The sequence below is a fragment of the Streptomyces sp. TRM49041 genome (genome assembly GCF_008271805.1).
In the GTDB taxonomy this organism is placed as follows: Bacteria; Actinomycetota; Actinomycetes; order Streptomycetales; family Streptomycetaceae; genus Streptomyces.
The window spans coordinates 23,846-42,549 of the sequence record NZ_VSRY01000167.1 but is presented as its reverse complement, the minus strand read 5'-3'; the positions used below and the strand labels follow the sequence as shown (position 1 = coordinate 42,549).

The window sequence follows — 18,704 nt, the reverse complement described above, 5'->3', positions numbered from 1 at the left end:
CTTCCTGCACGAAGTTTGTCCGATAAGCACGTATTGTCGGCTCCATGCCCACGCCATACGGATCACGAGGCGGCCTGGCGTTCAGCGCAGACGAGCTGCGTGTGCTGCGACGCGCCCTGGGTCACGCCCTGCACCCGACCCCGCTCGACGACGAGGACGTCCGGGACTGCCTGCGCCTCGCCGACGCCGTGGACGAGGCGGCCCGCGAAGTCGGCAGGCTGAGGGCCTTCGTCCTGGCCGACCTGGCCCGCTACCGCGCCTCCCTGCCCGGCGCGGCCACCGGATACCTGGACCTCCTGCGGGACGCCCTGTCCGCCGGGTACGACCCGCGGCCCGAGGATCTGGCCGCGCTGCGCACCCTGCGGGACACGCCCGGGGGTGCTGAGCTGCTGGCACGCTGCCAGGTGCTGGCCGAGCGGTCGGTCCGCGCCCGCCTGGCCGGCGGGCGCCCCACCGTGGCCGGCGCCCTCGCCGCGACAGCCGCGATCCCGGCCCCCGCCGGGCCGCGCGCCCGGCTGTTCGTCCTGCCGGGCGGCCGCAGCGACAAGGGCCAGGAGCCGAAGAAGCCGCAGCCACCCAAGCCGTCGGCCCCGGCGCCCGGCGAGCGCCCGGTGCCCAAGCCGTCCGAGGTCTTCCCGCCCCGGCGCCGGCCGGCCCCGCCCCCGGCGGAGAAACGCGCCGCCGGGTAGTTAGTCTGGTTGCCATGGACTACGTATCCGCGCTCCTTCCGCCTGTGGTGATGGCCATCTTCTTCACCGCGGTCGTGGTGACGATCGTGAAGAGCCAGGGCGGCCCGAACAAGTCCAAGGAGGACGCCGCCGTCGACGCGGCCCTGGCGCGCGCCGAGGCCACGTCCCAGGCCGACGGCTCCCCGGAGCCCGGCAAGGCGTGATGTGACCTTCTGAAGACCGCTTTGAGGACGTACGACGTGATTTCGCGTCGTACGTCCTTTTTGTTACGTCAATAGCTGTTCATTCTGAGAACTCCCACTATGGTGGCGGTGTGCCCCGTCCATTGGGAGAGCTTGAAGACGCCGTCATGTCGCGCGTCTGGCAATGGAACCGTCCTGTCACCGTCCGGGAAGTCCTGGAGGATCTTCAGCAGGAACGGTCCATCGCCTACACGACGGTCATGACCGTGCTGGACAATCTCCACCAGAAGGGCTGGGTGCGAAGGGAAGTCGTCGGCCGCGCCTATCGATATACGGCGGTGTCCACCCGCGCCGCGTACTCGGCCGCACTGATGAACGAAGCGTGGGCCCAGAGCGACAACCCGGCCGCCGCACTCGTCGCCTTCTTCGGCATGATGTCGCCCGAGCAGCGGGAAGCGCTGAACGACGCGGTCCGCATCGCCCGGCGGGGCGCCTCGGAAGGAACCCGGGAAGAACCGGAAGAGCCCGCCCCGGCGGAACGGGAATCCCCCGGAAAAGGCCCCGGGCAAGAGCCCGGAGAAGACTCGCGCGCCGCCCACGGAGAACCGCGGAATGCCACTGGGCAAGGCGCCGGCCCGGCCGCCCCGCAAACCGGTCCCCGAGTCCCGGGCGGAGACGTGGCACAAGGCACCGCCAAGGAGCCCCCGCAGGCCACCGGGCATGCCCCGGATGTCACCCACCAGGACACCGTCCGGGACGCCGGCAGGCCCACCCCTGAAACCCCGGCTGAGACCCCGCCCGAAACCCCGCCCGAAACCCAGGGTGTGACCCCGCGCGAAGACGCCGGACAAAGCAGCCGACAAGGCCCGGCACAAGACTCTCCGCAAGACCCCGCCGAAAGCGCCGGTCAAGGTGCTCCGGAAGCCCCGGCCGAAGGCCCTGGTCGAAGTACCTCGGAAGCCCCCGACGAAGACGCCGGGCCCGGCGCCGGCCGCGACGGGCGGCCAGGGGTCCCGCGGACACCGGGCGGCCTCCCCGCCACGCCGGAGACGGCGGTGCCGGGGGAGCCGCGGCCAGGCCCGCGAGGCGGCGCGGGCGCCGTCGGCCGCCCGGGACGGCACGGCGCCGAGGGCGGCGACGGCACGCGCGGTACGGAGCGATAGCGTTCGCAGCCATGTCGTCCACGTCATCCGCGTCTCCGACCCCGCCCTCCCCGCAGCCGCCCGGGAATCCCGGGGCGAAAGCCGTCACAGTTCGCCGGGCGCGGACCAGCGACGTCGCGGCGGTCCGCCGGCTCGTCGATCCGTACGTCTCACGCGGGATCCTGCTCGACAAAGCGACCGTGACCCTTTACGAGGACATCCAGGAGTTCTGGGTCGCGGAACGGGACGCCGACGCGACCGTCGTGGGTTGCGGGGCACTCCATGTCATGTGGGAAGATCTCGCCGAAGTCCGCACGCTCGCCGTCGACCCCGACTTCAAGGGTGCGGGCGTCGGCCATCAGGTGCTGGACAAGTTGCTGCACACCGCCCGCTGGCTCGGGGTGCGCCGGGTATTCTGCCTGACCTTCGAAGTCGACTTCTTCGCCAAGTACGGCTTCGTCGAGATCGGTGAGACCCCGGTCGACGGAGATGTCTACAGCGAGCTCCTGCGTTCCTATGACGAGGGCGTCGCCGAGTTCCTGGGTCTCGAACGGGTGAAGCCGAACACCTTGGGTAACAGCCGGATGCTTCTGCACCTGTGACCGTCCACGCGATCGCGATCCCTATGTCCGAATCGCGTATGTTTCCCGCGTTCTCGCGGTTCTGAACCTGTCCCAAGGGTTTGTGTTTTCCAGGGAAAAGCGGTTTCCTTTCCGCGTACTGCATTTTCGATGAAAGGAAATCCGGTGGCACAGAAGGTTCAGGTCCTTCTTGTCGACGACCTCGACGGCGGCGAGGCGGACGAGACCGTGACGTTCGCTCTGGACGGCAAGACCTATGAGATCGACCTCACCACCGCCAACGCGGACAAGCTCCGCGGACTGCTCGAGCCATACGCCAAGAGCGGCCGACGTACCGGCGGCCGCGCCGCGGGTGGCCGTGGCAAGGGTCGCGCGGCGGCGAGCGGCAGCCCGGACACCGCGAAGATCCGCGCGTGGGCCAAGGAGAACGGTTACAACGTGAACGACCGCGGGCGCGTACCGGCCGAGATCAAGCAGGCGTACGAGGACGCCAACCGCTGACGTCGCCGCACGCCGGCGTCGGCGCGGGCACCGTCACGGTAGCGGGCACCGTCACGGGTACGGGTGTCGTCACGGGCGAACCGGCGGGCACTTCACGTGCGCCGTCCCGTGCACGGTCACGGGCGCCGGCGGCCAGCAGCCGGGTCCGGTGGCACTCCGCGGCCGCCACGGCGACGAGCCGCATGAGCCCTGAACCGCCCGTAGGTGCCGTGACCCCGCCGAGGTCCGCGAGTCCCGGCAGCCCCACGAGGGTGGGCTCCACCTCGCGCCCCGGCTCGGGCGGCCGCAGCCACACGGAAGCACCGGGCGCGCCGGATACGTCCCACCCTGGGGGAGTGGGGGCGGTCATCCGGCCGCCCGCTCCCCAGGCGGCCAGGTCGAGGGCGACACCGCCCCACTCGAGCCAGTCGAGGAGGCCGGGGAACTCCTCCGCGCTCCCCGCGGCCACCAGGAACCGCATGCGGCTCCCGGTGAGCGCCACGGGCCCGACGGGCCTCCCACGCCCCATGGGCCCCTTGGGCAAGCCGCCGTCCACCCGCCGCAGCACGGAGAACCCGGCGGCGGCCGGAAGGTCCAGGACGTCGAAGCGGAGACCGGTCAGCAGCCGCACCGGCGGCCCGCCGTCCGTGGCCCAGTCCAGCTCGTCCTCGTACCACCGCGCGACAGACGGACCCGCCGCACGGCAGCCGCCGAGCGGCGTGCGCGGGGGCTTGCGCGGAGCAGGGACGGTGCGGGCCATGCCCGGGGAACTCCCGACACCCCAGGAAGGTTACGCACAGTGCGTTAGCGATCACTGTGCGTCTTTGAGTCGGCGGTGTGCGGGCACGTTCCCCGGCGCAAGGATGTTCGCCCGTAGCTGAGGCGACGGTGGTGTGCCGCATGGACTGTCAGTGCTTACGGGTAAGACAACCCTTGTGGGGAGGGGCGACACGCGGCGCCGGGCATCTCACGTTCGCCATCGGCGTAGTGCCGGTGCGGGTATCTGCCTGGCCTGCGGGAACATCGTCTCGCACCATCGGGTTGGAGCATTTGTCGGCGTTCGGGTCAGGAGGCCATCGACGGGTGTCGGCAGTTGGAATGAGCGGTCCCCGCTTGCGGGACTAAGCTGCGGAAGGACAGGGAGGGGACCGACCCCTTACTGCCTGACCGCTCTGAGGAGCGATTAACGATGTTCGAGAGGTTCACCGACCGCGCGCGGCGGGTTGTCGTCCTGGCTCAGGAAGAAGCCCGGATGCTCAACCACAACTACATCGGCACCGAGCACATCCTCCTGGGCCTGATCCACGAGGGTGAGGGTGTCGCCGCTAAGGCCCTGGAGAGCCTCGGGATTTCGCTCGAGGCGGTCCGCCAGCAGGTGGAGGAGATCATCGGCCAGGGCCAGCAGGCCCCGTCCGGTCACATCCCCTTCACACCCCGTGCCAAGAAGGTGCTGGAGCTGTCGCTCCGCGAGGCCCTTCAGCTCGGCCACAACTACATCGGCACCGAGCACATCCTGCTCGGCCTGATCCGCGAGGGCGAGGGCGTCGCCGCCCAGGTCCTCGTGAAGCTGGGCGCCGATCTCAATCGGGTGCGGCAGCAGGTCATCCAGCTGCTCTCCGGTTACTCCGGGGGCAAGGAGGCCGCCACCGCCGGCGGTCCCGCCGAGGGCACGCCCTCGACTTCCCTGGTGCTCGACCAGTTCGGCCGGAACCTCACCCAGGCCGCTCGCGAATCCAAGCTCGACCCGGTCATCGGGCGCGAGAAGGAGATCGAGCGGGTCATGCAGGTGCTGTCCCGCCGTACGAAGAACAACCCGGTCCTCATCGGCGAGCCCGGCGTCGGCAAGACGGCGGTCGTCGAGGGCCTGGCCCAGGCCATTGTCAAGGGCGAGGTGCCCGAGACCCTCAAGGACAAGCACCTCTACACCCTGGACCTGGGCGCGCTCGTCGCCGGCTCCCGGTACCGCGGTGACTTCGAGGAGCGCCTGAAGAAGGTCCTCAAGGAGATCCGCACCCGCGGCGACATCATCCTGTTCATCGACGAGCTCCACACCCTCGTGGGTGCGGGTGCCGCCGAGGGCGCCATCGACGCGGCGTCCATCCTCAAGCCGATGCTGGCCCGCGGTGAGCTCCAGACCATCGGTGCCACGACGCTCGACGAGTACCGCAAGTACCTGGAGAAGGACGCCGCGCTGGAGCGCCGCTTCCAGCCCATCCAGGTCGCCGAGCCGTCGCTGCCGCACACGATCGAGATCCTCAAGGGTCTGCGCGACCGGTACGAGGCCCACCACCGTGTGTCCATCACGGACGAGGCCCTTGTGCAGGCGGCCACGCTGGCCGACCGGTACATCTCGGACCGCTTCCTGCCGGACAAGGCGATCGACCTGATCGACGAGGCCGGTTCCCGGATGCGTATCCGCCGGATGACCGCGCCGCCGGACCTCCGCGAGTTCGACGAGAAGATCGCGGGTGTCCGCCGGGACAAGGAGTCCGCGATCGACGCCCAGGACTTCGAGAAGGCGGCGTCTCTCCGCGACAAGGAGAAGCAGCTGCTGGCCGCGAAGGCCAAGCGGGAGAAGGAGTGGAAGGCCGGCGACATGGACGTCGTCGCGGAGGTCGACGGCGAGCTGATCGCCGAGGTCCTCGCGACCGCCACGGGCATCCCGGTCTTCAAGCTGACGGAGGAGGAGTCCTCCCGTCTGCTCCGCATGGAGGACGAGCTCCACAAGCGCGTCATCGGCCAGAAGGACGCCATCAAGGCCCTGTCGCAGGCCATCCGCCGTACGCGGGCCGGTCTCAAGGACCCGAAGCGCCCCGGTGGCTCGTTCATCTTCGCCGGCCCGTCCGGTGTCGGTAAGACCGAGCTGTCCAAGACGCTCGCCGAGTTCCTCTTCGGCGACGAGGACGCGATGATCTCGCTCGACATGTCGGAGTTCAGCGAGAAGCACACGGTCTCGCGCCTCTTCGGCTCCCCGCCCGGATACGTGGGCTACGAGGAGGGCGGTCAGCTCACCGAGAAGGTGCGCCGCAAGCCGTTCTCCGTGGTCCTCTTCGACGAGGTCGAGAAGGCCCACCCCGATATCTTCAATTCCCTTCTCCAGATCCTGGAGGACGGTCGCCTGACCGACTCCCAGGGCCGGGTCGTGGACTTCAAGAACACGGTCATCATCATGACGACCAACCTCGGGACCCGGGACATCTCGAAGGGCTTCAACCTGGGCTTCGCCGCCCAGGGCGACGTCAAGACGGGCTACGACCGGATGAAGGCGAAGGTCAACGAGGAGCTGAAGCAGCACTTCCGCCCCGAGTTCCTGAACCGTGTCGACGACACCGTCGTCTTCCACCAGCTCAGCCAGGACGACATCATCCAGATCGTCGACCTGATGATCGCCAAGGTGGACGAGCGCCTGAAGGACCGCGACATGGGCATCGAGCTCAGCGGTTCCGCGAAGGAGCTCCTGGCCAAGCACGGCTACGACCCGGTGATGGGTGCCCGGCCGCTGCGCCGGACCATCCAGCGCGAGATCGAGGACGTGCTGTCGGAGAAGATCCTCTTCGGCGAGCTGCGCCCCGGTCACATCGTGGTCGTGGACACCGAGGGCGAGGGTGAGGAGAAGAAGTTCACCTTCCGCGGCGAGGAGAAGTCGGCACTCCCGGACGTTCCGCCCATCGAGGCGGCCGGCGGGCCGGGGCCGAACCTGTCCAAGGACGCGTGACGCCGCGCTGAGCTGTAACGCAGGCGCGTAGCGCACAGCGCACAGCGACTGAGGGCCCGCCCCGTACCGTGTACGCACGGTCCGGGGCGGGCCCCTTTCGATGTGCCTACGGCGTGATGGCAAGGCGGTCGCCGAGTGGGCGGCGGCCGCTGATCCGGCTCTTGGGAACACCCTTGATGTGCACGCCGGGGGCAGGGATGCCGTGCAGGGGCTTGAGGTCGAGCCCCTCCTCCTCCAGGAGCGGGTACTCGACGACCAGCGAGCGCAGCCCGGGCAGTGTCGCCAGCGCCTCCAAGCCACGCGTGGAGAGGCGTACGGCGGTGAGGTGGACGCTGCGGAGACCGACGGGGCCGCCGGCCAGGGCATCGGGTGGCAGCGCGGGGCAGTGGCTCAGCGCCAGCTCCTGGATGCCGGGGCAGCGCCCCAGGAAACGCAGGTCGCTCACGAGGCGGTTGTCCTGGATCCGGACACGCCGGGCGGGGTACCCCTCGAGTGCGTCGGCCAGCTCGGCGTCGCCGAAGTCCCCCGACACGATGACGCTCCCGGCCTCACGGAGACCGGCCAGCTGCACCAGCTGGGCCCGGGCCGACACCAGGACGGGTGCGTACTGGAGATCGAGCAGGGCGAGCACCTCGCGCGCGTACTCACGGGCGGGGTAGCGGTCCCAGTCGGACGTGAACAGCGAGGCGGGTGCGCCGGCCTCGGCGAATCGCCGGGCGTGCGGAACGGCCGCGTGACCGCCCACCTCGTGGATCATCCGCAGCGTCCGGTTCTCCTCGTCGAACTGGGCGCCCGGTTCCGGCAGGAGCGGCAGTACGTACGGGCCGAGGCGTGCCAGCTCGCGCAGCTGCGTGTGGTTGCCGGGCGGCAGGACGCTCCGTACGGCCTTCCGCGTCCGCTCGTGGGTCGGCTCGTCCAGCCAGGCGGCGTGCTGGGCGCACAGGGCCGCCAGGACGTACAGCGTGGTGCGGCGGTCGCCCTTGGCGGTGTCGCCCGCGCGGAGGATGCCGTTCACCAGGACCGGGAGCTGGCGGCGGGTGCAGTGGCCGGCCGCCAGCAGCAGGACGTCGTGCCACTGCTGGTCGTGGCTGTGGCCGAGCATCTCCTTGATGTTGTCGTCCTCGACGAACTCCTTCGCGGACAGGAAGTCCTGGAAGGTGCGGTGGGCGAACTGGAACACGCCGTCCGCGCGCTCCTGGAGGAGACCGCTGCGGTTGAGGAGGTGGGTGAGGACCGCCTCGGGGGTGCCCTGTTCCCGTACGCGGGGCATGCCGGGGAGGGCGCGGTTCAGCTGGTGGAGGACCTGATCGCGGGTGAACTCCGTCTGGCCGCCGCGCACCAGCCAGGCCGCCACGCGCTGGAGCAGCTGCGAGTGCTCCTCCACCGACAGCGCGATGCCCTCGGGAGCCGCCACGCTGCGGCGCTTGTCGCGGGCGCCCAGCAGCATCTGGAGGGCCGACTCGTACAGCGCCCAGCGGGTCTCCGGGAGGAAGCCCTGCCGCAGCCGGTGCAGGGCGCAGACGACGGCGCAGAGGAGCGGGGTGCGGGCCAGGTCGCTGAGGGTCGGGTTCTGCTCGAACTGCTGGGACAGGTCGCGTTCGAGGTCGTCCAGGTCCTCATGGACGGGGTCCGCGTCCAGGCGGGCCGCACGGTGCCAGGCGGCGACGAAGGCCCTGATGTCCCCGTCCCGCATGGGCAGGAGGGTCAGCTCCTCGAAGCCCGCCTGCTCCAGCCACGCCGGTTCCACGGCGAGCGGGCGTACGGTCACGAGGCAGCGGGTGCCCGGGAAACGGTCCAGAAGGGCGGAGAGCCACGCGTGCGCCGCCTCCCGGTCCTCCTGCGGCACCTCGTCCAGGCCGTCCACGAGGAGCAGCCCGGTGCCCGCCTTGAGGACCCGGCCCGCCCAGCCGTCCGGCGGCGCGTCCACCGGCAGCCGCGCCGCGCCCGGCAGCTCCGCCGGGGTCGGGAAGGCGCCCCCTCGCGCGCGTAAGGACCGCAGCGGCAGCACGAAGGGTACGAGGCCGTTCAGTTCGTCCAGCTCCGGGCCGAGCGTGCCCGCCGCCGCGTGGGCGGCCAGCCACCACACCAGGGTCGTCTTCCCGGCGCCCGCGTCACCCCGGAGCAGCACCCGGGGGCGGGAGCCCAGCAGGTCCTCGATCCGCTGAGGGGCCGGATCGTGGGGCGTCGCCTCCAGGGACAGGTATGCCGTGTCCAGGTCCCACTCCGAGCCCCGCCGCCCCAGCTCGTCCAGGCCGAAGATCTTCGTACGGCGGTACGCGGCGCCCAGCGCCTCCGCGTACTCCTCGGCGTACGCCCGGTCCTCCGGGTGGGCGCCGGTCACCGTCGTCAGCCGGTTGGGCAGGGGAGAGCCGACGACCAGGGCGTACGCGTTCCGGAATCCCGCGTCCCGGGCGAGTGCGCCGAGGGGGACGCAGTGGACTCTGCGGTGCCCGCGCCCAGGCGGGACCTCCTTGACGATGCCGAGCAGGCCGTCGCCCGCGAACACCGGGGCGCCGGAGAGCCCGGCGAGCGGTGAGCGGCCGTCCGCCCGCTCGACGGCCGGAGGGCGGTCGAACTCGAAGACCATGGTCCGCTGGATGAGTCCGGCCAAGGGCAGGACGGTCCCCGTGTACTGGTCCAGGTCCGGCTTCCGGTCGCCGTCGTACCGCTGGACGTGCGGCAGGCCGACGATCTCGCAGCGCGGCACGGGGCGGTCGGTGGCCAGCCTGAGCGGCGTGGACCGGTACCAGTAGCGCGTCGGGTACTGGGTGAGGTGGACCAGAGCGGCGTCCAGCCGATCGTCGGACCAGACCACGGTGCCCGCGAACCGTCGCTCGTGGCCGGGGAACGCGATGTCGCAGACGGTCCTGCCGTCGAGGACGTGTGCGGCGGTCAGCACGGTGCCCGGGGCGAGCGCCGCCCCGGTGCCCTGCCGCCGCTCGCCCAGGACGGCGACGGCGGCCCGCCGGCTCAACGCGGCTCCAGCGCGCCGCCGAAGTCACCCATATCCACGCCCGCGTCGTCGCTGCCCACCTTCCACGCCTGCCCCGTCCGCGCGTCCTGGGGCTTGAGGGTGAAGGCCACCCGGTGGGTGCGGCCCGAGGCGCGGGTGCCGTCGGCGCCCGCCTCCACCACCCACGCCTTGACCTTCGTCCCGCCCTTGATCTCCTTGCGGAGTTCGATCGTGAACTCCATCTCGATCTCGCCCATCTCGAAGGCGACGGGGTGTCCGGTGGCGCGGTTGGCGGCGTCGATGAGCTGGTCGCGTACGGAGGCGATGGCGTCGGCCAGTTCGATGTCGGTCATGGCCCGGACCGTACCCGCCGTACGGTCCGGGTGACGGGGCTTCAGCAGAACAGCCCGGGTTTCCGCCAGGTGCATTCGACGCCGGGCGACGCGTCCATGACGCGGGGCTGGTTGCGGGGCTCGCTGCGGGGCTCGCTGCGGGGCCTGGCCGGGGCGATCGTGCCGGCCGCCGTGTCGGAGGACGCGAGCGTCACGACGACGGCGTCCTCGATGCTCTTCACCGACGGCGCCAGGTGGTTGTTGAGGACGACGGTGTAGACGAGGCGGCGGCCGCCCGCGTCAGTGACGTACCCCGACAGGGCGGACGCGCCGGTCAGCGTGCCGGTCTTGCCGCGGGCGTTCAGGGCGGCAGGGGTGTCGCACATGCGGCGGCGCAGGGTGCCGCCGACGGCGCGGTCCGGGGCGCAGGCCACGGGGAGCGACGCGTACCAGTCCGCGTACCAGGGGGCGTCCTGCACGGCGAGGAGGAGCCGCGCGAGCTGGGCGGCGGGGAACAGGTTCATCCGGGACAGGCCGGAGCCGTCGACCTGGCGGAGCTGCGCGGTGTCCACACCCTCCTTCGCCAGGTACGCGTCGATGGCGGCGAGGCCCGCGTCCCAGCTGCCGCCGCCGGAGATCTCATGGCCGATGGCCTTAGTCAGGGCCTCGGCGTGCATGTTGTTGGACAGCTTCATGAAGGGCAGCATCAGCTCCTTGAGCGGCATGGAGCGGTGCGTGGCCAGGGGCTTGGCCGACGACGGGGTCCGTACGCCGAGCCGGGTGGGGCCGGTGACGTGTACACCGTGGGCGGCGAGGGCGTCGGCGAACACGGCGGCGGCGTAGCCGGTCGGCTCGTCGACGGTGATCCACTCCTTGGTGGGGGAGGCACCGACGGGGATCTCGCCGCTGATGACGATGGTGTTCGTGCCGTGGGCGCGCTCGACGGTGAGGGTGTCGGGGCGCCCGGCGCCGACGGTGGTGGCGCGGTTGTCGACGCGTACGTAGTCGGTCTTCGGGGTGAGTGTGACCGAGGGCCGCCGGCCCGCGGACGTGGCCGCGGCGGCCTCGACGACGACGGTGCCCGAGTCGTAGTCCGTGTCCGGGGCGAGGGTGAGCGCGGAGATCTGCGCGGAGTAGTACGACGACTCGTCGTCGGCGGCCCAGGAGCGGCCCAGGCGGTGGGTGTCGAAGCGGGTGTCGTCGGCGACGAGGCGGCCGGTGACCCACCTGACGCCGGCGGCGGCGACGCGGGCGGCGAGCCGGTCGTAGTCGGCGGCGAGCGTGGTCGGGTCGCCGGTGCCGCGCAGGTAGAGGTCGCCGTGGAGGACACCGGCGCGCTGCCGGCCGGTGGACAGCACCTCCGTACGGAACCGGTAGTCGGGGCCGAGGAGGGCCATGGCCGCCACCGAGGTGGGGATCTTGGTGTTGGAGGCCGGCATGAGGCGGTCGCCGCCGTCGCGCTGGTAGAGGGTGTCCCCGGTCGTGGCGTCGGCGACGACGACGCCCGCGGCGCCTCCGTCGAGGCGGGGGTCGGTGAGGATCTCGTCGATGGCGCCCTTGAGGCCGGTGTCGGACGGGCCCGCGTCGGCGGGTGGCCCGGCCAGGCCCAGCATCGTCCAGGTGAGGAGCGCGGCGAGGCCGAGGGCGGTGCCACGGATCAGCGACTTACGCGGCTTTGTGGTGCGCGTCACGGGTCTCATGGGACCCGAGCATCCCGGAGCCGACGCTGCTCAGGAAGTAGGCGTTGCGCGGTTCGCCGTGACGATGCGCACAGGGCATTTCGGACGTACTAGGGGGATTAGTGAAGCCCGGGGCCCGTTGATCTCCAGGTCGGGTGCCGTGGGAGGCGGTGTGTCGGCCGTTCGGGCGGGGGTGGGGCGCGGGGCCTGCGGCCGGAGGGGGCGGCAGGGCGCGTACGCCTTGGACATGCGGGCCGATTGTCCCTTTTGAGTGCATATCTATAGGGCGATAGGGCCATCGCCCGTGGCGTCAAGTGTGCGCGTCACATCGCTCGTACTACGACCGTATGTCGTAGATCGGGCTTTTGGGGCAGGACGGGAGAAGCCGGTACCAAGGATGACCAGAAGCCCGGCGCGCCGCTCGCGTCGGGTCGGTTCTTGCCCCCAGCACGGAGGTCCTCCCCGTATGTCGCAGCGCGCCAACCACCCCGCCCGTAACGCCGTCGTCGCTCTCGCCGCCGCCGGCATGGGAGCCGCGATGGTGTTCGGAGCCGGTGCGTCGGCCGTCGCGGCCGAGGCCCAGTCGGCCCCGCTCGCCGTGAACACCGCGTCCGCCGTCGCCGCCCAGGCGAAGGCCCAGTCCATGGCCGCCCAGGAGGCCGCCGCCGCCCAGGCCGCCAAGGCGCAGGCCGTCAAGGCGCAGGCCGCGGCCGTCAAGGCCGCCGCCGCGAAGCAGGCCGCCGCGAAGAAGGCCGCGGCCGCCAAGGCCGCCGCCGCCAAGAAGGCCGCCGCGAAGAAGGCCGTGAGCTGGGTCAAGCCCGTCACCGGCTACAAGCTGACCGCCAGCTTCGCCCAGGGCGGCGGCATGTGGACGAACAAGCACTCCGGCCAGGACTTCGCCGTCCCGGTCGGCACCCCGGTCAAGGCCGCCCACAGCGGCGTCGTCGTCAAGGCCGGCCCCAACGGCGGCGGCGACGGCCCGGCGTACGGCAACGCCGTCGTGCTCAAGCACCCGAACGGCACGTACTCCCAGTACGCCCACCTGTCGAAGATCAACGTCAAGGTCGGCGCCAAGGTCAAGACCGGCCAGGTCATCGCCCGCTCGGGCAACACCGGCAACTCGTCCGGCCCGCACCTGCACTTCGAGATCCGTACGAGCCCGAACTACGGCTCCGCGCTGAACCCGGCCAAGTTCCTGCGCTCCGAGGGCGTCTCCATCTGACGTCCGCGGCCGACGCCGCCCGCGGACGGGCGGACGCTCAGCTCTCGTCCGTGAACCGCATCACCGGAAAGCTCCCCGTGTTCGTCGGGGCGTGCTCCGGCAGCCACAGCACCGCGACGGCACCGCCCGCCCCCGGGGCGGTGCCCTCCGGTGCCGCGTTGCGGAACGTGAGCCGGGCGCCCAGCACGCGGGCCTGACCCGCCGCGATGGTCAGCCCCAGGCCGTGACCGGCGCCCGCCCGGTCGCTCGCCCCCGTACGGAACCGGCTCGGCCCCTCGCGCAGCAGCGCCTCCGGGAACCCGGGCCCGTGGTCGCGGACCCGTACGACCCGCCCCTCGACGGTGACCTCGACCGGCGGCCTGCCGTACTTGGCGGCGTTCGTGAGCAGGTTGCCCAGGATGCGCTCCAGCCGACGCGGGTCCGTGTTCACCCATGACTCGTGCACCACCCGCACCACCGCGTCCGGGTTCAGCACGGTCACCCGGCGGACGACGAACTCGCCCAGCGAGATCTCCTGGAGCTCGGCCCGCTCCGACGCGCTGTCCAGCCGGGCCACCTCCAGGACGTCCTCGACGAGCGTCCGCATCGCCCGCGCCCTGTCCCGTACCAGCTCGGTCGGGCGGCCGGGCGGCAGCAGCTCGGCGGCGGTGAGCAGGCCGGTCACGGGGGTGCGCAGCTCGTGAGCGATGTCCGCCGTGACCCGGCGCTCGGCCTCGATCCGCTCGTGCAGCGCGTCCGTCAGGGCGTCCACGGCCCGCGCGAGCTCGTCCGTCTCGTCCCGTACGACGCCGCCGATCGCGTCCCGCACCCGCACGTCCGTGTTGCCCTGGGCCACCTTCCCGGCCGCGGTGGCCGCCTTGCGGAGCCTGCGCGACAGCTGGCCGCCGATCAGCACCCCGAGCGCGGACCCGGCGAACACGACCGACACCGAGCCGACGACGAGCGCCTCGTCCAGCCGCTTCATGATCGTCGCGCTGCGGTCGGCGAACGGCGTGTGCAGCGACAGCACATCGCCGTTCCCCAGCGGCACGGCCGCCCACACGTCCGGCGCGCCACTGCTGTGCTGCTGCACATACGTACCGCGGCGCTTCCGCCCCGTCAGCCGGTCGAGCTCCCGGGGCAGCTTGGGGTCGTTCACCTTGGTCCCGAACCTCGGCTCCCTCGGCTTGGACGCCTCGTACATGCGCTGGGCGAACAGCAGCCGCTCCATCTGCACCTCGCGCGCGTTGTCGAGCATCGAGACCCGGGCGGCGTTGTGCACGACGAGGCTCAGCGCGACCGCGACCAGGGCACCCACGGCGGCGATCGCGATGGAGATCTTCCACCGCACGCCGGTCCGCAGCGTGGGCTGTTTCATGGGGCGCGGTCCTGTCCTTCACGTGTGGGGTATGGGGGTGGGTCGCTGCCGGGGGTCCGGGGGTCGTCCCCCGGGGGATGCGGTCACCGCACGCCGGTCCGCAGCGTGGGCTGTTTCATGGGGCGCGGTCCTGTCCTGTCACGTGTGGGGTACGGGGGGTGGATTGCTGCCGGGGGTCCCAAGGGCCCCGGCGCGCTGCTACGCCCTGAGCTTGTACCCGAAGCCGCGGACCGTCTCGATCCGGTCCTGGCCGATCTTCGTGCGCAGCCGCTGCACATGGACGTCCACGACGCGGGTGTCGCCTCCCCAGCCGTAGTCCCAGACGCGCTCCAGGAGCTTGTCGCGCGACAGGACGGTCCCCGGCGCCGACGAGAACTCCAGGAGCAGCCGCATCTCCGTCGGGGTCAGCGCGACCGGCGCGCCGCCCTTGCGGACCTCCATGCCCTCGGTGTCGACCTCCAGGTCGCCGAAGGCCAGCAGCCCGCGCTCGCCCTGCCCGCCCCGGTCGCCCCCGTCCCCGCCACCGGCACCCGCACCGCCCGCGTGCCCGAAGCGGCGCAGCACGGCCCGGATGCGCGCCATCAGGACCGCCCCGTCGAACGGCTTCGTCACGTAGTCGTCGGCGCCGGCCTCCAGCCCCAGCACCACGTCGATCGAGTCCGCGCGCGCGGACAGCATGATGACCGGGACGGTCGACTCGTCGCGGATACGGCGGCAAAGGCTGACGCCGTCCATGCCGGGAAGCATCACGTCCAGCAGCGCGATGTCGGGCCGCCGGGCGCGGAAGGACTCCAGGCCGGACAGCCCGTCGGGCATCGCCGTGACCGCGAAGCCGTCCCGTTCGAGGGCCAGCTGGGTGGCCTCCCGGATGACATCGTCGTCCTCGACGAACAGCACATGCGTCTCTGCCATGGCCATACCGCGTTTCCCGCGCCCTCAGTTCTCGCTCGGCGCGGTCGGTGCGGGACCGCTGATGTCTCCGCCCTCGACCGCCTGGCTGTACTCGTTGTGCACCACGTAGTGCTCCGTGAACTTGTCCGAAGCCCACCGGTACGTGATCACATCCTCGCCCGACGGATACGCGACCGGGTCGCCCTTCGCGTACACCTGCTTGGTGACGACCAGGTCGCCGCGGTCGATCGCCGAGTAGACGGCCGGCTCCTCCAGCGAGAACACATTCTCGTACGTGTCGTCCCGCAGCCGGTACACATACGTTCCCGTGCTGACGGCGTCGTCGCACGTCATCACGTTGACGACGACGTCCGGAGTGCCGGTTCCCGTGAGGTTGCCGTACGAGGTGTCGACCGGGTAGGCGTCGCCCTCGCACGGGCGGAGGTCGCGCTTGACCCGGTCGCTGACCTTGGGGTCGGTCTTGATCAGCCGGATGACGTCGACCCTGCGGAAGGCCGGCGACGAGGAGGACGCGGAGGGCGCGGGCGAGGCCGACGGGCCGCCCTGCTCGGCGGGGGCGGCGCCCTCGTCGCGCATGCCGGTGCCACCGGTGGTGCAGCCGGTCGCGAGCAGCCCGAGCAGGCCGGCGGCGGCGAGCCCGGCCATCGCCGCCGTACCCGCCGCCCGCATGTTCCTCGGCTCGTCCGGGGCCGCCCCGGAGGGGGGCCGCCCAGTGCCGCCGTTACCGCGTATGCCGCTCAGGCCGCGCACCGCTCCTGCTCCCGTCCGTGACCACGTCCGTCCACGCTCACCCCGCGCTCGGTGCCCCGGCCCCGGCCCCGGTCCAGGGCGCGGGCGTCGATGTCCCGGCTCTCCAGTTCCTGGCGGAGGCGGGCCAGCGCGCGGTGCAGCGTGCTCTTCACCGTACCGGTCGACATGCCGAGCGCCGCGGCGGTCTCCTCGGTGCTCATCTGCTCCCAGTGGCGCAGGACTACGACGCTGCGCTGCTTGGGCGCGAGCACCTTGAGCACGTCCATGAGCAGGGCCCGGTCCGCGTGCTGCTCGGTCGCGTCGTCGACCGACGCGTCGGGCAGCTGCTCGGTGGGGACCTCCTCCAGCTTGCGGGCGCGCCACCACTCGGTCCGCGTATTGATCATCACACGGCGCAGGTACGCGTCGGCGAGGGTTTTGTCGGCTATGCCGTCCCAGCGGCCGTACGTACGGGCCAGGGCGGTCTGCAGCAGGTCCTGCGCGTCCACCGGGTCGGGCACGAGACGTCGGGCGCTGCGCAGCAGGGCGTCCTGCCTGGTGCGTACGTACTCCTCGAATCCGAGCACCTCGCCGTGCGACATCTCGAACCGCCTCCCGTTTCCCCGTGACACGCAGTGCTGCTCCAGCGCCGCCGACCACTTCGGCCGGGCTCCCTCGCTGACATCACGAGAAGCTACGGAGCGCTTGTCACGGCCCTGTCCGAAGCACCCTTCGGCGGACGCACGGCTGTCCATCGGTTGTGTAACAGCGGTGATGCGCCTGCGGTGCGTGAGCAGTGGGATACGGAGGGGTGGGGAATGCGGGCCCAGGGCGATGCCTGATCGGCGCCTGGGCCCGGGGCGGGCAGGAGAGGGGAGCTGTCAGCGCGCGGGGAGCCGGTACAGACCGTTCTCCAGGGGCTCGACGAGGCCGTCGGCGACCAGGCCGTCCAGCGCCCGGGCACGCTGGACCGGGTCGCGCCAGACCGCGTCCAGTGCGGACTGCGGGACCGGGGTCACCGCCTCGCGCAGCACCGCGAGCAGCTTGCCGCGGACCTGGCGGTCCGTGCCCGCGTACGTCTGGCCGCGCCGCGGCGGGCCCTCGTGGGCGGGCTTGCCGGCGAGCCGCCAGGCGCATTCGTGGGCGATCGGGCAGCGCCCGCACTGCTCGTTCTTCGCCGTGCAGACCAGTGCGCCCAGTTCCATCGACGCCGCCGCCCAACGGGCCGCCGTCCCTTCGTCGTCCGGCAGCAGGGCGCGGGCGAGCCGGCGTTCGGCGGCGGTCGTGGCGTTCGGCGGGTACTGGGCGCCCGTCACCGCGCGGGCGAACACCCGGCGGACGTTCGTGTCGAGGACGGCGTGCCGCCGGCCGTACGCGAACGACGCCACCGCCGCGGCCGTGTACTCCCCGATGCCGGGCAGGGCCAGTAGGTGGGCGTGCTCGCTCGGTACGTCGCCGCCGTGCCGTTCCGTTATGGCGACGGCCGCTCCGTGCAGCCGCAGGGCGCGGCGCGGATAGCCGAGCCGCCCCCAGGCGCGTACCGCCTCGCCGGGCGCCTCGGCGGCCAGCGCGGCGGGGCGCGGCCAGCGGGCCAGCCACTGCTCGTACACCGGCAGGACCCGGTTCACCGGGGTCTGCTGGAGCATGAACTCGCTGACCATCACGCCCCACGCGCCCGCCTCCGGGCGGCGCCAGGGCAGGTCGCGGGCGTGCTGGTCGAACCACGCGAGGACGGGGGTGTGGAGCCGGCCGGCCGCCGCGACGGCGGGATCGGCCGACAGGGCGGGATCGGCCGCGACGGCGGGATCGGCGGGGGCGGAGGCAGTCGATGCAGTCGAGGCGGTTGAGGCAGTAGAGGAGGCAGGGGCGGCTTCAGGAGTCTCGGTCGCAGTCATGGCAATCCGATCCTGACACGTCCAACGCCCGTTTCCGCGCTCCCCGGACCCGTGCCCGACGCCCCGCAGCTCAGGACACACGCCGGTGCGCCGCCTCCCGCCGCTCGGCACGCCGACCCGCACGCCGCTCCGTGGGCGTCCCGTGCTGCCGAGGCACCGTGTGCGCCTCCAGGTCACCGGAGGGCGCCACGGCCGGACCGGCCCCGGCGAGCCACGTGGCCGCGCCCGACCTGCTTGTACGCATCGTCTCCACCAGCCGCTGCGTCGGCCCCGTCAGGAGCCGTACGAACAGGAGCACCGCCAGCGCGCCGACGACCAGGCCCGCCGCCACGTCGTGCGGGTAGTGCACCCCCACGAACACCCGTGAGAACGCCATGACCACCGCCAGCGGCATCGTCAGCCACGCGATCCGCCGCCACGCCAGCGCGAGCGCCATCGCCGAAGCACCCGCGATCGCCGCGTGGTTGCTCGGGAACGACCAGTCGCCGTACGGGGGGCACTCCGCGATCGACGCGACGGCACCGGCCACCGCGCGGCACGGCCGCTCCTCGTCGATCAGCGACTTGAGCGTCTCACTGACGACGTATCCGAAGGCGGTGGCGACCGGGGCGAGCGCGGCGAGCGCCATGGCCCGCGAACCGGCGGGGCGTACCCGCCACCAGGCGACGACGAACAGCACACCGAAGACCAGCAGTCCGGCGTCGGTGCCGATCTCGGCGAAGACGTGCACCCAGTGCGGAGTGGTCTGGGCGAAGTCGGTGATCGAGCGATAGAGGTCCTGACTCATGGTTACGGACGGTACCTGGCCGCCGGAACCGGTCGTTCGCCGCCGTCCG

16 protein-coding genes and 1 pseudogene are annotated in these 18,704 nt (G+C 71.9%); 7 read left to right on the top strand and 10 right to left on the bottom strand.

Going from position 1 to position 18,704, the window contains the following annotated elements:
• The first annotated feature begins 74 nt into the window (after positions 1 to 74).
• The 5 genes and pseudogenes from FVS66_RS30120 (at position 75) to FVS66_RS30100 (ending at position 3,095) form a co-directional block, all read left to right on the top strand.
• On the top strand, positions 75 to 689 hold the full coding sequence (locus tag FVS66_RS30120) for a hypothetical protein (protein ID WP_187645764.1): 615 nt from the start codon (positions 75 to 77) through the stop codon (positions 687 to 689).
• A gap of 14 nt (positions 690 to 703) precedes the next feature.
• Positions 704 to 892: a hypothetical protein gene (locus FVS66_RS30115; protein ID WP_149184416.1), complete on the top strand. Its 189-nt coding sequence runs from the start codon at positions 704 to 706 to the stop codon at positions 890 to 892.
• Positions 893 to 1,038: 146 nt separating this feature from the next.
• Positions 1,039 to 1,353, top strand: a pseudogene (locus FVS66_RS30110) (BlaI/MecI/CopY family transcriptional regulator); the annotation flags it as partial.
• A 692-nt stretch (positions 1,354 to 2,045) separates the two neighbouring features.
• A complete protein-coding gene (locus FVS66_RS30105; protein WP_149184415.1) occupies positions 2,046 to 2,615 on the top strand; it encodes an amino-acid N-acetyltransferase in 570 nt (189 codons plus the stop codon).
• Between the two features lie 144 nt (positions 2,616 to 2,759).
• Positions 2,760 to 3,095 carry an Lsr2 family protein gene (locus FVS66_RS30100; RefSeq protein WP_149184414.1) on the top strand — a complete coding sequence of 112 codons (336 nt, stop codon included), beginning with the start codon at positions 2,760 to 2,762 and terminating at the stop codon, positions 3,093 to 3,095.
• On the opposite strand, the gene FVS66_RS30095 is transcribed toward FVS66_RS30100, so the two are convergent.
• Complete coding sequence (locus FVS66_RS30095; protein WP_222946993.1) at positions 3,064 to 3,834, bottom strand: SCO3374 family protein; 771 nt, start codon at positions 3,832 to 3,834, stop codon at positions 3,064 to 3,066. The two genes, FVS66_RS30100 and FVS66_RS30095, sit on opposite strands and share 32 nt — an antisense overlap.
• A 429-nt stretch (positions 3,835 to 4,263) precedes the next feature.
• On the opposite strand from FVS66_RS30095, the gene FVS66_RS30085 reads away from it, so the two are divergent.
• A complete protein-coding gene (locus tag FVS66_RS30085) occupies positions 4,264 to 6,789 on the top strand; it encodes an ATP-dependent Clp protease ATP-binding subunit (RefSeq protein WP_149184413.1) in 2,526 nt (841 codons plus the stop codon).
• Between the two features lie 106 nt (positions 6,790 to 6,895).
• On the opposite strand, the gene FVS66_RS30080 is transcribed toward FVS66_RS30085, so the two are convergent.
• Genes FVS66_RS30080 through dacB form a run of 3 tightly spaced genes read right to left on the bottom strand, consistent with a single transcriptional unit; the run spans position 6,896 to position 11,774 of the window.
• Positions 6,896 to 9,763 (bottom strand): serine protease, encoded by a 2,868-nt coding sequence (locus tag FVS66_RS30080; RefSeq protein ID WP_149184412.1) that lies wholly within the window; start codon positions 9,761 to 9,763, stop codon positions 6,896 to 6,898.
• Complete coding sequence (locus FVS66_RS30075) at positions 9,760 to 10,095, bottom strand: trypco2 family protein (protein ID WP_149184411.1); 336 nt, start codon at positions 10,093 to 10,095, stop codon at positions 9,760 to 9,762. Before FVS66_RS30075 ends, FVS66_RS30080 begins: the two co-directional genes overlap by 4 nt.
• Positions 10,096 to 10,136: 41 nt before the next feature.
• Positions 10,137 to 11,774 (bottom strand): D-alanyl-D-alanine carboxypeptidase/D-alanyl-D-alanine-endopeptidase, encoded by a 1,638-nt coding sequence (gene dacB / locus FVS66_RS30070; RefSeq protein ID WP_149184410.1) that lies wholly within the window; start codon positions 11,772 to 11,774, stop codon positions 10,137 to 10,139.
• A 445-nt stretch (positions 11,775 to 12,219) separates the two neighbouring features.
• Here dacB and FVS66_RS30065 point away from each other — a divergent pair, with 445 nt between their 5' ends.
• A complete protein-coding gene (locus tag FVS66_RS30065) occupies positions 12,220 to 12,975 on the top strand; it encodes a M23 family metallopeptidase (protein WP_149184409.1) in 756 nt (251 codons plus the stop codon).
• A gap of 37 nt (positions 12,976 to 13,012) precedes the next feature.
• On the opposite strand, the gene cseC is transcribed toward FVS66_RS30065, so the two are convergent.
• From cseC to FVS66_RS30035, 6 genes are all read right to left on the bottom strand, one after another.
• Entirely contained in the window at positions 13,013 to 14,332 is a 1,320-nt protein-coding gene (cseC, locus tag FVS66_RS30060; protein WP_149184408.1) for a two-component system sensor histidine kinase CseC, read from the bottom strand.
• Positions 14,333 to 14,530: 198 nt separating this feature from the next.
• Positions 14,531 to 15,244: a two-component system response regulator CseB gene (gene cseB, locus FVS66_RS30055; RefSeq protein WP_149184514.1), complete on the bottom strand. Its 714-nt coding sequence runs from the start codon at positions 15,242 to 15,244 to the stop codon at positions 14,531 to 14,533.
• A 24-nt stretch (positions 15,245 to 15,268) separates the two neighbouring features.
• Entirely contained in the window at positions 15,269 to 15,994 is a 726-nt protein-coding gene (locus tag FVS66_RS30050) for a hypothetical protein (protein WP_399226593.1), read from the bottom strand.
• Positions 15,982 to 16,575, bottom strand: a complete 594-nt coding sequence (locus tag FVS66_RS30045; protein WP_149184407.1) for a SigE family RNA polymerase sigma factor — start codon at positions 16,573 to 16,575, stop codon at positions 15,982 to 15,984. The genes FVS66_RS30050 and FVS66_RS30045 overlap by 13 nt, the downstream gene beginning before the upstream one ends.
• Before the next feature lie 279 nt (positions 16,576 to 16,854).
• Positions 16,855 to 17,868 carry an A/G-specific adenine glycosylase gene (locus tag FVS66_RS30040; protein ID WP_149184406.1) on the bottom strand — a complete coding sequence of 338 codons (1,014 nt, stop codon included), beginning with the start codon at positions 17,866 to 17,868 and terminating at the stop codon, positions 16,855 to 16,857.
• Between the two features lie 70 nt (positions 17,869 to 17,938).
• Positions 17,939 to 18,655: a phosphatase PAP2 family protein gene (locus FVS66_RS30035; protein ID WP_149184405.1), complete on the bottom strand. Its 717-nt coding sequence runs from the start codon at positions 18,653 to 18,655 to the stop codon at positions 17,939 to 17,941.
• Positions 18,656 to 18,704 lie beyond the last annotated feature (49 nt).